Genomic DNA, 13,332 nt, shown 5'->3' with positions numbered 1-13,332 from the left:
CAAAGAATTATCCTGGCGGCGATAGTGCGGTGGAACCACCTGAACCATACCGAACTCAGAAGTGAAACGCTGTAATGCCGATGGTAGTGTGGGGCATCCCCATGTGAGAGTAGGGCACCGCCAGGTTACCAAATACTTATCTAAGTTAAATTAAATAAAAACAGAAGAACCCCGTGTCGAAAGATATGGGGTTTTTGTTTTTGGGATTTACTAATTATTTAAAGAAATAATAGTCTAATTTTAGTTTTAATATAACTACTATCTTCATATACGATTTTTTATAAGTTTGTTAAACTAATAAAAATTTATATTTTTCTAATTTAATGAATTATCAAGATCGCATTTCTAATATTTTCTCTGTTAATGGCGAATTAAGTCAAAGTATCAAAGGTTTTAGACCTCGAACTGAGCAGATTGAAATGGCACATGCTGTTGGCGAGTCAATCCAAAATAAATCTTCCCTTGTCATTGAAGCTGGAACGGGTACAGGAAAGACCTTCGCATATCTGGCTCCTGCTCTAGTATTTGGTAAAAAAACAATTATTTCTACAGGATCTAAAAATCTTCAAGATCAGCTTTTTAATCGAGATCTTCCTGCTATTAAAAAAGCCCTTAATTTCACGGGAAAAATTGCGTTGCTAAAAGGTCGAGCAAACTATCTTTGTTTAGAGCGTTTAGATCAAGTTATTGCTCAAGGTGTGCTTGGAGATAAATCCGTTTTATCCGAATTAACTAAAGTATGCAAATGGAATAATAGTACTAAGACAGGTGATTTTACAGAATGTATTGAGCTTGCAGAAGATAGCCCTATTATTCCTCAATTGACGAGTACAGCGGAAGGCTGTTTAGGCACCGATTGTCCTAATTATTCAGAATGTTATGTAGCAAGTGCGCGTAAAAAAGCATTAAATGCTGATTTGGTTGTAGTTAATCATCACTTATTTTTTGCAGATATGGCCGTGAAAGAAAGTGGTTTTGGAGAACTCATTCCGAATGCAGAAGTGATTATTTTTGACGAAGCTCATCAGTTACCAGATATTGCAAGTCAATATTTTGGTCAATCTTTAACATCACGCCAGCTTTTTGATTTGTGTAAGGATATTAATATTGTTTATCGCACAGAACTTAAAGATATGCAGCAGCTTGGCACAACATCTGATACCTTACTGAAAGTGGTACAAGATTTTCGTTTATTACTGGGTAATGGGAGTAATGTTCGAGGAAATTGGCGTGAGCTTTACACGCAAAGTGCGGTGAAAAAATCCTTTGAATTATTACAGGAGAAAATAGATTTTTTAGCTGAGGTCATTAAATTAGCACTTGGTCGTTCCCAAACTTTAGATAGTATTTTTGAGCGTGTTGAGTCCATTAAAATCCAACTTAAACGTTTATCTGAAACAAATATTGTGGGTTATTGTTATTGGTATGAAGGAAATGGTCGCCAGTTTGGTTTGCATATTACGCCATTGACAGTAGCCGATAAATTTGGTGCTCAGCTCGAAGCTAAAGAAGCGGCTTGGATATTCACATCGGCGACATTAGAAGTGGGGGGAACTTTTAATCATTTCTGCCAACGTTTAGGTATTGAAAATGCGACACAAAAAATTTTATATAGTCCCTTTAATTATCCTGAACAATCTTTGCTTTGTGTGCCTCGATATTTGCCGAATACTAATCAAGTGAATACATTAAATTCACTAGGTGAAATGTTATTACCCGTGATTGAAGCAAACAAAGGGCGTTGTTTTGTTCTTTGCACTTCTTATTCAATGATGCGTGGTTTAGCTGAATATTTCCGTGAAAAAAGTCATCTTTCGATTTTATTACAAGGCGAAACCTCAAAAGGCAAATTACTCGAACAATTTATAAAAGAAACGCATAGTGTTTTGGTGGCAACTTCTAGCTTTTGGGAAGGTGTAGATGTACGCGGCGATGCACTTTCTTTAGTCATCATTGATAAGCTTCCCTTTACTGCGCCAGATGAGCCTTTGTTAAAAGCACGTATTGAGGATTGCCGTTTACAAGGTGGAGATCCATTCAATGACATTCAAATTCCTGAAGCGGTGATTACGTTGAAACAAGGCGTTGGGCGTTTAATTCGCGATGTTACAGATCGTGGTGTTGTGATTATTTGTGATAATCGATTAGTGATGCGCAATTATGGCGAAACTTTTTTGAAAAGTTTACCTAACTCAAGTCGTACCCGTGATCTCAACAAAGTGATACAATTCTTACAAAATAAATAAACGAGAATAATAATGCAAAATTTAACTTTATTGGCGTTAGATACTTCAACTGAAGCTTGTTCTGCCGCCTTATTTCATCGTGGTGAGAAAACACATATTAATGAACTTGCTCAACGCACTCACACCAAACGAATTTTACCCATGATTGATGAAATTTTGGCAAATTCGGGTTTACGTTTAAATCAAGTTGATGCCCTTGCCTTTGGGCGTGGTCCGGGGAGTTTTACTGGCGTTCGTGTTGGTGCTGGGATTGCACAAGGTTTAGCATTTGGTGCGGATTTGCCTGTCATTCCTATTTCAAATTTAACCGCAATGGCACAGGCTGCATTTGAATTACATCAAGCAGAAAATGTCGTTGCCGCGATTGATGCGAGAATGAACGAAGTTTATTTTTCTCAATTAGTGAGAGAAAAAGTGCGGTCTGATTTTGGAGAGTTTTTTCAATGGCGAGGAATCATAACTGAACAAGTTTGTTCCCCAGAACAAGCGGTTAATCAGCTTCGAGATCATAGTGCATTTAGAGCCGGAACGGGTTGGGCAGCGTATTCTCAATTTACTGAAAAAAATCTAACAAGCTCAGATATTGTGTTACCTAATGCCTTATATATGCTGGAGCTCGCACGAGTAGAATACTTGCAAAAACGCACAATTTCAGCTTTAGAGATTGAACCGATTTATTTGCGAAACGAGGTTACTTGGAAAAAATTACCAGGACGTGAATAAGTTTAAATAACAGGAGGATAGAAAATGAAAGGCAAAATCACCTTATTTTTTACCGCACTTTGCTTGGGATTGACAGGCTGTATGGCACCGCCGAAAGGATTAGAAGAAGAGCGGTTCTCTATTAATTCCTATCGCGATATTTCACCTCAAGATTTAACCTGTCATTGTAAAACTGTTCGACTTGGCGGGAAAATTGTTCAGGCGACTGTTTTACCAAATCAAACAAAAATTGAAGTGTTAAGTTTGCCGGTGTCATCAATTTCAGGTAAACCATTCGTTGAATTTCAATCGGATGGCCGCTTCATCGTGTATTTCAACGGCTTTGTGGACCCTGAAAATTTAAAAGAGCGTTATATTACTGTAGGTGGGCAATTAATTGGAACAGAGAAAGGCAAGATCGAACAAGCTGATTATACTTATCCTGTTATTCAAGCTAATAAATACCGTATTTGGGCACTCAGTACTACTTATGAGTATCCAACAGATGATTGGGATGAAGACGATGATTGGGGATTTTTTAGATGGAGACATCGCCCTTGGTATGTTCAGCCTGAAATTCGCTATTATTTGAATTAAATGATAAAATCTTAAAGATTTTCCAACAAATTAGGATTAAAAATGGAAAAAATTTGGTTTCAAAATTATCCAGAAGGTTCTGAAAAATTTCTGGATACCTCAAAATATGAATCTATTTTGGATATGTTCGACAAAGCTGTGCGCGAACATCCAGATCGCCCCGCTTACATTAATATGGGGCAAGTACTTACTTTCCGTAAATTAGAAGAGCGCAGCCGTGCATTTGCCGCGTATTTGCAAAATGAATTTAAACTTCAACGTGGTGATCGTGTGGCATTAATGATGCCAAATTTATTGCAATATCCTATCGCACTTTTTGGTATTTTGCGTGCGGGCTTAATTGCAGTAAATGTGAATCCTCTTTATACACCGAGAGAATTAGAGCACCAGTTGCAAGATAGTGGTGCGGTAGCGATTGTCGTGGTATCAAATTTTGCTTCTACCTTGGAAAAAGTCGTTTTCAATACCAATGTCAAACACGTTATTCTTACCCGAATGGGCGATCAACTTTCATTTGGTAAACGTACTTTAGTCAATTTTGTTGTGAAATATGTGAAAAAACTGGTGCCGAAATATAAATTACCGCACGCAGTAACATTCCGTGAGGTATTGAGTATTGGTAAATATCGCCAATATGTTCGCCCAGAAACAGAGCGTGAAGATTTAGCCTTTTTACAATATACCGGTGGCACAACAGGTGTAGCGAAAGGTGCAATGCTGACGCACGGAAATATTATAACCAATGTCTTCCAAGCAAAATGGATTGCAGAACCATTTATTGGTGATCATTCTCGCACTCGTTCTGCCATTTTAGCCTTGCCTCTTTACCACGTATTTGCCTTAACCGTAAACTGCTTATTATTTTTAGAGTTAGGTGTAACGGCGATCTTAATCACCAATCCGAGAGATATTGAGGGATTTGTGAAAGAGTTGAAAAAATACCGTTTTGAGGCGATTACTGGTGTGAATACCTTATTTAATGCTCTATTAAATAATGAAAATTTCAAAGAAGTTGATTTTTCAGCTTTAAAACTTTCTGTAGGTGGCGGTATGGCTATTCAACAGTCTGTAGCAACACGTTGGCACGAATTGACGGGCTGTAATATCATTGAAGGTTATGGAATGACGGAATGTTCGCCATTGATCGCAGCTTGTCCAATTAATGTTGTGAAACATAATGGAACTATTGGTGTGCCAGTGCCAAATACGGATATAAAAATCATTAAAGATGATGGTTCAGATGCAAAAATTGGCGAACCTGGTGAATTATGGGTGAAAGGCGACCAAGTCATGCGAGGTTATTGGCAACGACCAGAAGCAACCAGTGAAGTGTTAAAAGACGGTTGGATGGCAACTGGCGATATTGTCATTATGGATGAATCATATAGCTTACGCATTGTAGATCGTAAAAAAGATATGATTTTGGTTTCTGGCTTTAATGTCTATCCAAATGAAATTGAAGATGTCGTTATGCTGAACTACAAAGTAGCAGAGGCTGTGGCAATTGGTGTTCCTCACGCAGTTTCTGGCGAAACGATAAAAATCTTTGTCGTGAAAAAAGATGATAGTTTAACTCGTGATGAACTTCGCAACCATTGTCGCCAATATCTCACAGGCTACAAAGTGCCAAAAGAAATTGAGTTCCGAGACGAACTGCCAAAAACCAATGTAGGTAAGATTTTACGTCGGGTTTTACGCGATGAAGAAATCGCAAAACGTGCAAAACATTAATATCAAAATGGGATAGCAATATCCCATTTTTGTTTTTTTAAATAAAAAATCACTATGATAAAAGAATGTCAAAATCCACCGCACTTTACGGTTATTACGGATAATACTGCGCTATTAGAAGTTTGTAATTTAGCCCAACAGAAAAGTGCGGTCGCCTTAGATACCGAATTTATGCGAGTTTCTACTTATTTCCCAAAGTTGGGATTAATCCAACTTTATGATGGTGAGCGCGTCTCTTTAATTGATCCTTTAGCGATTACGGATTTTTCGCCTTTTATTGCACTATTAGCCAATCCTAAGGTATTAAAAATCTTACATTCTTGTAGTGAAGATTTATTAGTTTTCTTACAAGAATTTGATCAGCTTCCACGCCCAATGATTGATACGCAAATTATGGCGCGCTTTCTTGGGCTTGGCACATCTGCAGGCTTGGCAAAATTAGCACAACAATACTTAAATGTAGAAATCGATAAAGCTGCAACTCGCACCAATTGGATCAAACGCCCCCTTTCTGATATTCAACTTCAATATGCCGCAGGAGATGTTTGGTATTTGTTGCCGCTTTATCATATTCTTGAAAAAGAGTTAGCTAAAACACCTTGGGAACAAGCAGTAAGAGATGATTGCGAACTTGCTCTTTCTAAAACGCATAAATTACAAGAGCGAGATTCAGAAAAAGCGTATTTAGATATTCCAAATGCTTGGAAATTAAATCCATTAGAATTGTCTCGTTTAAGAATTTTGGCACAATGGCGACAAAACGTGGCAATAGAGCGTGATTTAGCACTTTCTTATATTGTGAAATCAGATAATCTTTGGAAAGTGGCAAAGAATAATCCATGTAATACATCTGAAATGTTGGAAATGGGATTAACTGAAAATGAAGTACGCGTGCGTGGTAAAAAGATTTTACAATTACTTGCTCAAGCTAGACGTGTTTCTTCTAATGACTATCCTAAACCTATTGAACGTATTTCTGAAGATCCTCGTTATAAAAAAACAATTCGATTGTTACAAGAAAAAGTGAATAGCTTAACACCGGAAGGTTTAACCCCTGAAATCGTTGCGAGCAAACGCACTTTGGATGAATTAATTAAATGGGTTTGGAAATATGATTGTTCTCAAGACAAACTCCCCGAGCTGCTGATTGGATGGCGTAAACCTATTGCTGAAAAGTTAGTTGATGTACTTAAGTAGATATAAAAAAGCGTTGAGCAAATAGCTCAACGCTTTTTGTTTTTACTCGTAGAGTTTTTTCACTTGTTCAGGTGTCATCACTCGTTGGTATTTACTAAATTCTTTTGCCATATAGTAAGCACCAAAATTTGTTAAGTGATCTTGATCCCCATACAAGTATTTTCCTTCTGCCATAACACTATCTTTTGGTAAATACTGTTGAGCATCTACCCAATAAACATTAGGAATATCTTTAACTAAATCGTGAATGATTTTGTTACTCGCATCAATATCGCCCATACGATGAATTGGCGTTAAATATTTTTCAAGTCCATAATTTTCTAATAAATAACCACGCAGCGGAGAACGACTTACTGAGCTATTATTAGCAAAAACATATACGGGCTTTTGTATCGCTAGTTGTTTCACTGTTTCTTTAAAACGCGCTTTAAAATCTGGTTCAATGAAAGTTTCGGGTCTAAAGCGAGGTACTGGCTGTCCGCCCATTTTCAAATCATAAAATGCTGAAATAAATATTGCTTTATATTGAGAATCTTTCTGCCATACAGATTGGCAATTAGGATCTAATTGATATTGATCATTCACAATAAAGCTACACTCAAATTTATCTTTGAAAATATCTGCTTTCCATCCTTCTTTATTTCCCACGTAGTTTAGAAAAGCTTCTAAATGTGAAGAATGAGAATCGCCTAGAATAATAACCTTAGCAGGATAATGATTTTCATTAGAAATAGGAGATTCTTGTTCAATATGTTCTTGTTCAACTCGCATTATTTGTCTTTTATAAAGATTAAATCCTAAGAGTAAAAGAGAAGGAATAAAATAAATATAAAGAAAACTTTGTTTAAAGTTTAGTTTTGATTTTCTAATTGGCTGTTCGATTAAATAATAGCTTAGAACTGAAAAAATTATTGTTAATACTGTTACTATAACAATAGATTGATTATTAATTTGTTTTTCGCCCGTTATATAATAAGCCAGCGCAATAAAAATCCAATGATATAAATAAAGGGAATAAGAAATTTTTCCAATAAACACTATCGCTTTATTAGATAAACATAATTTAATGATGTTATTTTGTGATGTAGTATGAATAATTAATGCTGTAAAAATACAAGGGAGAATTAAAGTAACACCTGGAATAAATGCAATATCATTATTCATTAAAAACAAGCAGGAAAATAATAGTAATGTACTTAATATTGCAATAACATTGCTTGCTTGCTTGCTTGCTTGCTTGCTGAAAGATTATGATAAATTGCCAACAAAGATCCTACAAGTAATTCTGGAAATCTTAGGTTAGAGAGATAATAAATATTAGGCTGATGCAATACTTCTTTGTAAAAATTAGCTGGAATAAAAGAGGTGGCAAGTAAAATAAAAAACAAGATTAGCGTTATAATAAATAATACTTTAATTTCTCTAAACTTTTTATAAGCTAAAATTAGGATAAGTGGAAAAATAAGATAGTATTGTTCTTCTACAGCTAGTGACCAAATATGTAACACAGGATTTTCATTTGCGCTTAAATCAAAATAACCTTGTGTTAAACCTAAATAGAAATTAGATAAGAAAGCTGTAGCTAATTCAATGGTTTTTCTTAATTGATTAAAATCATTATAAATGAAAATAGCAGACGCAATGAGAGACACTAATGCCATCACTGTAATAAAAGCAGGATAAATTCGTTTAATACGTCGAGTATAAAATTGTTTAAACGAAAAAGAATTCTGTTGAATTTCTGTGATAATAATACCCGTAATCAGAAAGCCAGAAATAACAAAGAAAATATCAACCCCTAGAAAACCACCAGACAACCAGTTTTCATTAAGGTGATAAATAATGACTGAAATAACAGCAATTGCACGTAGTCCGTCAATTTCTGGACGATATTTAATAGATGACATAATATTCCTTTAATAAAATATAAACCGCACTTTGTTCTATGCGTCAAAAGTGCGGTTATTTTTTGCGTGTTTTTATACGTTGAATCGGAAGTGCATTATATCGCCATCTTGTACGATGTAATCTTTACCTTCTAAACGCCATTTACCCGCTTCTTTTGCACCATTTTCACCGTTGAATTGGATAAAGTCTTCATAAGCGATAACTTCTGCTCGTATAAAGCCTTTTTCAAAGTCGGTGTGGATTACTGCTGCTGCTTTTGGTGCGGTTGCGCCGACTGAAACTGTCCAAGCTCGTACTTCTTTTACGCCAGCAGTGAAATAAGTTTGAAGATTTAAAAGTGCGTAGCCCGCACGAATTACTCGGTTCAATCCCGGTTCTTCAATGCCTAAATCTTGTAAAAACTCGACTTTTTCTTCATCATCAAGTTCTGCAATTTCAGATTCAATCGCCGCACATACTGGAACAACCACTGCACCTTCTTTTGCAGCAATTTCATGAACGCGATCTAAGTATGGATTATTTTCAAAACCATCTTCATTTACGTTTGCGATATACATTGTTGGTTTTAAAGTTAAGAAGTTGTAACTCTTGATTGCTTGCAATTCTTCTTTGTCTAATCCAACTGAGCGAATCATTCCTGCATTTTCAAGCACTGGGAGGATTTTTTCCATAACGGAAAGTTCAAATTTAGCCTCTTTGTCGCCACCTTTAGCACGTTTTTGTAAACGTTGGATCGCTCGTTCACAGCTGTCTAAGTCTGCTAAGGCTAATTCAGTGTTGATAGTTTCAATATCATCAAGTGGGTCAATTTTCCCTGCAACGTGTACAATATCGTCATTTTCAAAGCAACGCACTACGTGACCAATTGCGTCTGTTTCGCGGATGTTTGCTAAGAATTTATTACCCAAGCCCTCGCCTTTGCTAGCACCTGCAACTAAGCCTGCTATGTCCACGAATTCCATTGTGGTAGGTAATACGCGTTCAGGTTTAACGATTTCTGCCAATGCGTCTAAACGCGGATCTGGCATTGGTACGACACCGGTATTTGGTTCAATGGTGCAGAATGGATAGTTTGCGGCTTCAATACCAGCTTTAGTGAGCGCGTTAAAAAGAGTAGATTTGCCGACATTTGGCAATCCCACAATACCACATTTGAATCCCATAATTTTTCCTTATTTTGAGTAAAACGGTTGTAAAACTAACCGCACTTTTAAATTTTGAAACTGTTTAAACGGTTGGTCGCTTTGACCATTCCATCTTTGAAAATCATTTCTACACAATCAGTCGCCTCATCTAGCACTTTTTCAAGTGCATCACGATCTGCCGGTGATGGTTTATTTAAGACATAACCTGCCACTAAATCACGATGGCCAGGATGCCCAATGCCAATACGTAAACGGTAGAAATTATTGTTATTGCCTAATTGAGCCACAATATCTTTTAAGCCGTTATGCCCACCATGTCCACCGCCTTGTTTGAGTTTCGCTGTGCCAGCGGGCAAATCTAGTTCATCGTGAATAACCAAAATTTCTTCGGGTTTAATACGGTAAAAACTTGCTAATGCCCCAACTGCTTTACCGCTTAAATTCATAAAAGTTGTTGGCACTAAAAGTCGCACTTCTTTTCCATTCACTAAAGTGCGGGCAGTTTTTCCGAAGAATTTATTTTCAGGATTTAACAAAACCTTAAAACGGCGCGCCAAGCGTTCAACAAGCCATTCGCCAGCATTGTGGCGTGTATCGGTATATTTATCGCCAGGATTGCCTAAACCAACAATGAGTTTTATTTCTGACATTTTTATTTGATGATGTAAAAAATAGTGGCGTATTGTAGCGAAAAAGCCTTAAATTCTCAATCTATAAGGCGGAAACAAAGGGGTAATTTATTGCGCGTGATTTATCATTAAAAGTCACCGCACTTTTCCGTTATAATGGCTAAAATTTTTTAATGAAGAAGTAAAAATGAATCAGATTAACATTGAAATCGCTTATGCTTTGCCGGAACGTTATTATTTGAAATCTTTTCAAGTTGATGAAGGAATCACCGTGCAAACGGCGATTACGCAATCAGGGATTTTAAGCCAATTTCCAGAGATTGATTTGAGCACAAATAAAATTGGGATTTTCAGTCGTCCAATAAAATTGACTGATGTATTAAAAGAGGGCGATCGTATTGAAATTTATCGCCCATTACTTGCTGATCCGAAAGAAATTCGCCGTAAACGTGCAGCAGAACAAGCTGCAGCCAAAGACAAAGAAAAAGGAGCTTAAAAATGACCGCACTTTCATCTGCTGATTTTTGTTTACCTGAACATATCACGCCAGAAATTTTTCTACGCGATTATTGGCAGAAAAAGCCACTTGTGATTCGTAACGGTTTGCCTGAAATTGTTGGGCAGTTTGAGCCACAAGATATTATTGAACTTGCACAAAATGAAGATGTTACTGCTCGTTTAGTGAAGACATTTTCTGATGATAATTGGAAAGTTTTTTTTAGCCCTTTAAGCGAAAAGGATTTCCAAAAGTTACCAGAAAAATGGTCGGTGTTAGTTCAAAATTTGGAGCAATGGTCGCCTGAATTAGGACAACTTTGGAACAAATTTGGCTTTATTCCTCAGTGGCAACGTGACGATATTATGGTGTCTTACGCACCGAAAGGTGGCTCTGTTGGTAAGCATTATGATGAGTATGATGTATTCTTGGTGCAAGGATATGGTCATCGTCGTTGGCAAGTGGGTAAATGGTGCGATTCAAGTACTGAATTTAAACCCAATCAGCCAATCCGAATTTTTGATGATATGGGCGAATTGGTGATTGATGAAGTGATGAATCCGGGCGACATCCTCTATATTCCAGCCCGTATGGCACATTATGGTGTGGCTGAAGATGATTGTTTAACCTTTTCTTTTGGCTTGCGTTATCCAAATTTAAGCAATTTGATTGATGGGATAAGCAAAGGTTTTTGTCATCAAGATCCTGATTTAAATTTAAGCGAATTTGATTTACCGCTACGTTTAAGCCAATCTGTACAACGTACAGGTAAACTTGCGGATGAAAATATTCAAGCAATGAAGCAGCTTTTATTAGATAAATTGGCTCATTCAGAAGCTTTTGATGCATTGTTTAAGCAAGCCGTAGCAAGTGCGGTGAGTTCTCGTCGTTACGAGTTATTAGTCTCTGATGAAATGTGCGATCTTGATGAAGTGCGGTCAATTTTAGAAGAAGATGGCGCATTCCTTTCTCAAGACAACAATTGTAAATTGCTTTACACCGAAAATCCGTTGCGAATTTATGCGAATGGCGAATGGTTAGATGAACTTAATATAATTGAGAGCGAAGTATTAAAACGCTTATCTGATGGTGAAAGTTTGGATTGGGCATTTCTATCTAATTTAGTAAATGAAACCGAAGATCCTGAAACCTCAATGGATTTACTGTTGGATTCCATTTGTAATTGGGTCGATGATGGTTGGGCGTTAATTGAATAATATGTCAGACAATATTTATTCCGTATCTCAACTCAACTCTGCTGCGCGCCAGATGCTCGAAGGGAATTTTTCACAAATTTGGCTAACGGGGGAAATTTCCAATTTTACGCAACCCGTGTCTGGGCATTGGTATTTAACGCTGAAAGATGAAAATGCACAGGTGCGTTGTGCAATGTTTCGCATGAAGAATTTACGCGTTGCTTTTCGTCCGCAAAATGGAATGCAGGTGCTTGTGCGTGCCAATGTGAGTTTATATGAGCCTCGTGGCGATTATCAACTTATTATTGATTCTATGCACCCTGCAGGCGAGGGTTTGTTGCAACAACAATTTGAAGCATTAAAAATGAAGTTGGCTGCGGAGGGATTGTTTGCTCAAAATCTTAAGAAAAATCTACCGCACTTTAGTAAGGCGGTAGGGATTATTACCTCTTCTACAGGTGCGGCATTGCAGGATATTTTGCATATTTTGGCACGCCGTGATCCAAGTTTAAAAGTTGTTATTTATCCCACTGCGGTTCAAGGCAAAGAGGCGACCGCAGAAATTGTGCAAATGATTGAACTTGCTAATGTGCGACAAGAAGTGGATGTATTAATTGTTGGGCGTGGTGGTGGTTCATTAGAAGATCTTTGGTGTTTTAATGAAGAAGACGTGGCGAGAGCAATTTTTCGTTCAACCTTACCCATTATCAGTGCGGTAGGTCACGAAACAGATGTGACGATTGCCGATTTTGTTGCAGATCTTCGTGCGCCGACCCCTTCTGCTGCGGCTGAGTTAGTTAGTCGTAATCAAGATGAATTATTACAACAACTTCGCCATCAACAGCAACGTTTAGATATGGCATTTGATCGTTTATTTACGCGAAAAAGCCAGCGTTTGAAACAGCTAATTTTACGATTGCAAAATCAACATCCACAGAATCAGTTACGCGCTCAACAAGCGAAAAATGAACAGCTTACGCATCGCTTGCAACTCGCTATGTTGCGTCAGTTTGAAAATACACAACAAAAATTCACCGCACTTTCTTCTCGTTTGAAACAAAATCCATTGCCATATCGAGTGCAACGTCACCAACAACGCTTAGAGCAGTTACAAGTGCGGTTAAATTTTTGCGTAAATCGCCAAGTGACGGAACGTCAAAATAAACTGGCAACGTTATGCGGAAAACTGGATGGCTTAAGCCCGTTGAAAGTCTTGGCAAGAGGTTATTCCATTGCGGAAAACCCGCAAGGTAAAGCCATTGTTAGCGTGAAAGATGTCAATCAAGGGGACTTCATTACAACTCAAGTGGCTGATGGAAAAATTGTGAGTAAGGTTTTGTAAGATGCTTATTTTGTAAAAATGGAGTAAAACATTATCTTACATACTTCTGAAAAAGAATACCGTGATTATTGATAAATTATCACGGTATTTTATTTTGTGACTCACTTCAAACTTTCAACAAAAAGTGGAAACCTTCTATTTTT

10 protein-coding genes, 1 rRNA gene and 1 pseudogene are annotated in these 13,332 nt (G+C 37.2%); 9 read left to right on the top strand and 3 right to left on the bottom strand.

What is annotated here, in order from left to right:
• The first annotated feature begins 11 nt into the window (after positions 1 to 11).
• From rrf to rnd, 6 genes are all read left to right on the top strand, one after another.
• Positions 12 to 126, top strand: a 5S ribosomal RNA gene (rrf, locus tag DV434_RS04680).
• A gap of 197 nt (positions 127 to 323) precedes the next feature.
• Complete coding sequence (locus DV434_RS04675; RefSeq protein WP_118785160.1) at positions 324 to 2,246, top strand: DNA repair helicase YoaA; 1,923 nt, start codon at positions 324 to 326, stop codon at positions 2,244 to 2,246.
• Positions 2,247 to 2,258: 12 nt separating this feature from the next.
• Positions 2,259 to 2,969 (top strand): tRNA (adenosine(37)-N6)-threonylcarbamoyltransferase complex dimerization subunit type 1 TsaB, encoded by a 711-nt coding sequence (tsaB, locus tag DV434_RS04670; RefSeq protein WP_118785159.1) that lies wholly within the window; start codon positions 2,259 to 2,261, stop codon positions 2,967 to 2,969.
• A gap of 24 nt (positions 2,970 to 2,993) precedes the next feature.
• The gene (locus tag DV434_RS04665) at positions 2,994 to 3,545 is read left to right on the top strand and encodes a Slp family lipoprotein (RefSeq protein WP_118785158.1); all 552 of its coding nucleotides are present in this window, start codon (positions 2,994 to 2,996) and stop codon (positions 3,543 to 3,545) included.
• Positions 3,546 to 3,587: 42 nt separating this feature from the next.
• A complete protein-coding gene (gene fadD / locus DV434_RS04660) occupies positions 3,588 to 5,276 on the top strand; it encodes a long-chain-fatty-acid--CoA ligase FadD (protein WP_118785157.1) in 1,689 nt (562 codons plus the stop codon).
• A 54-nt stretch (positions 5,277 to 5,330) separates the two neighbouring features.
• Positions 5,331 to 6,473 carry a ribonuclease D gene (rnd, locus tag DV434_RS04655; RefSeq protein WP_118785156.1) on the top strand — a complete coding sequence of 381 codons (1,143 nt, stop codon included), beginning with the start codon at positions 5,331 to 5,333 and terminating at the stop codon, positions 6,471 to 6,473.
• Between the two features lie 42 nt (positions 6,474 to 6,515).
• Here rnd and DV434_RS04650 read toward each other — a convergent pair.
• From DV434_RS04650 to pth, 3 genes and pseudogenes are all read right to left on the bottom strand, one after another.
• Positions 6,516 to 8,380 (bottom strand): annotated as a pseudogene (locus DV434_RS04650) (acyltransferase family protein).
• A 72-nt stretch (positions 8,381 to 8,452) separates the two neighbouring features.
• Complete coding sequence (ychF, locus tag DV434_RS04645; protein ID WP_118785155.1) at positions 8,453 to 9,544, bottom strand: redox-regulated ATPase YchF; 1,092 nt, start codon at positions 9,542 to 9,544, stop codon at positions 8,453 to 8,455.
• A gap of 47 nt (positions 9,545 to 9,591) precedes the next feature.
• On the bottom strand, positions 9,592 to 10,176 hold the full coding sequence (gene pth / locus DV434_RS04640) for an aminoacyl-tRNA hydrolase (protein WP_118785154.1): 585 nt from the start codon (positions 10,174 to 10,176) through the stop codon (positions 9,592 to 9,594).
• Positions 10,177 to 10,342: 166 nt separating this feature from the next.
• Here pth and DV434_RS04635 point away from each other — a divergent pair, with 166 nt between their 5' ends.
• Genes DV434_RS04635 through xseA form a run of 3 tightly spaced genes read left to right on the top strand, consistent with a single transcriptional unit; the run spans position 10,343 to position 13,189 of the window.
• Positions 10,343 to 10,651 (top strand): RnfH family protein, encoded by a 309-nt coding sequence (locus DV434_RS04635; protein WP_005639243.1) that lies wholly within the window; start codon positions 10,343 to 10,345, stop codon positions 10,649 to 10,651.
• A gap of 2 nt (positions 10,652 to 10,653) precedes the next feature.
• Complete coding sequence (locus tag DV434_RS04630) at positions 10,654 to 11,868, top strand: ribosomal protein uL16 3-hydroxylase (RefSeq protein ID WP_118785153.1); 1,215 nt, start codon at positions 10,654 to 10,656, stop codon at positions 11,866 to 11,868.
• A gap of 1 nt (position 11,869) precedes the next feature.
• Entirely contained in the window at positions 11,870 to 13,189 is a 1,320-nt protein-coding gene (gene xseA / locus DV434_RS04625) for an exodeoxyribonuclease VII large subunit (RefSeq protein ID WP_118785152.1), read from the top strand.
• The last annotated feature ends 143 nt before the right edge of the window (positions 13,190 to 13,332 follow it).

The sequence above is a fragment of the Haemophilus haemolyticus genome, assembly GCF_003493685.1.
GTDB classification, from domain to species: domain Bacteria; phylum Pseudomonadota; class Gammaproteobacteria; order Enterobacterales; family Pasteurellaceae; genus Haemophilus; species Haemophilus haemolyticus_O.
The sequence above is the reverse complement of the archived record's forward strand: the minus strand, read 5'-3'. Positions and strand labels throughout refer to the sequence as shown.

Excerpts from the sequence above, each read along its gene's own strand:
- ychF (WP_118785155.1), bottom strand. The coding sequence starts at position 9,544 with ATGGGATTCAAATGTGGTATTGTGGGATTGCCAAATGTCGGCAAATCT.
- DV434_RS04675 (WP_118785160.1), top strand. The coding sequence starts at position 324 with ATGAATTATCAAGATCGCATTTCTAATATTTTCTCTGTTAATGGCGAA.
- fadD (WP_118785157.1), top strand. The coding sequence starts at position 3,588 with ATGGAAAAAATTTGGTTTCAAAATTATCCAGAAGGTTCTGAAAAATTT.
- xseA (WP_118785152.1), top strand. The coding sequence starts at position 11,870 with ATGTCAGACAATATTTATTCCGTATCTCAACTCAACTCTGCTGCGCGC.
- tsaB (WP_118785159.1), top strand. The coding sequence starts at position 2,259 with ATGCAAAATTTAACTTTATTGGCGTTAGATACTTCAACTGAAGCTTGT.
- DV434_RS04635 (WP_005639243.1), top strand. The coding sequence starts at position 10,343 with ATGAATCAGATTAACATTGAAATCGCTTATGCTTTGCCGGAACGTTAT.
- DV434_RS04630 (WP_118785153.1), top strand. The coding sequence starts at position 10,654 with ATGACCGCACTTTCATCTGCTGATTTTTGTTTACCTGAACATATCACG.
- DV434_RS04665 (WP_118785158.1), top strand. The coding sequence starts at position 2,994 with ATGAAAGGCAAAATCACCTTATTTTTTACCGCACTTTGCTTGGGATTG.
- rnd (WP_118785156.1), top strand. The coding sequence starts at position 5,331 with ATGATAAAAGAATGTCAAAATCCACCGCACTTTACGGTTATTACGGAT.
- pth (WP_118785154.1), bottom strand. The coding sequence starts at position 10,176 with ATGTCAGAAATAAAACTCATTGTTGGTTTAGGCAATCCTGGCGATAAA.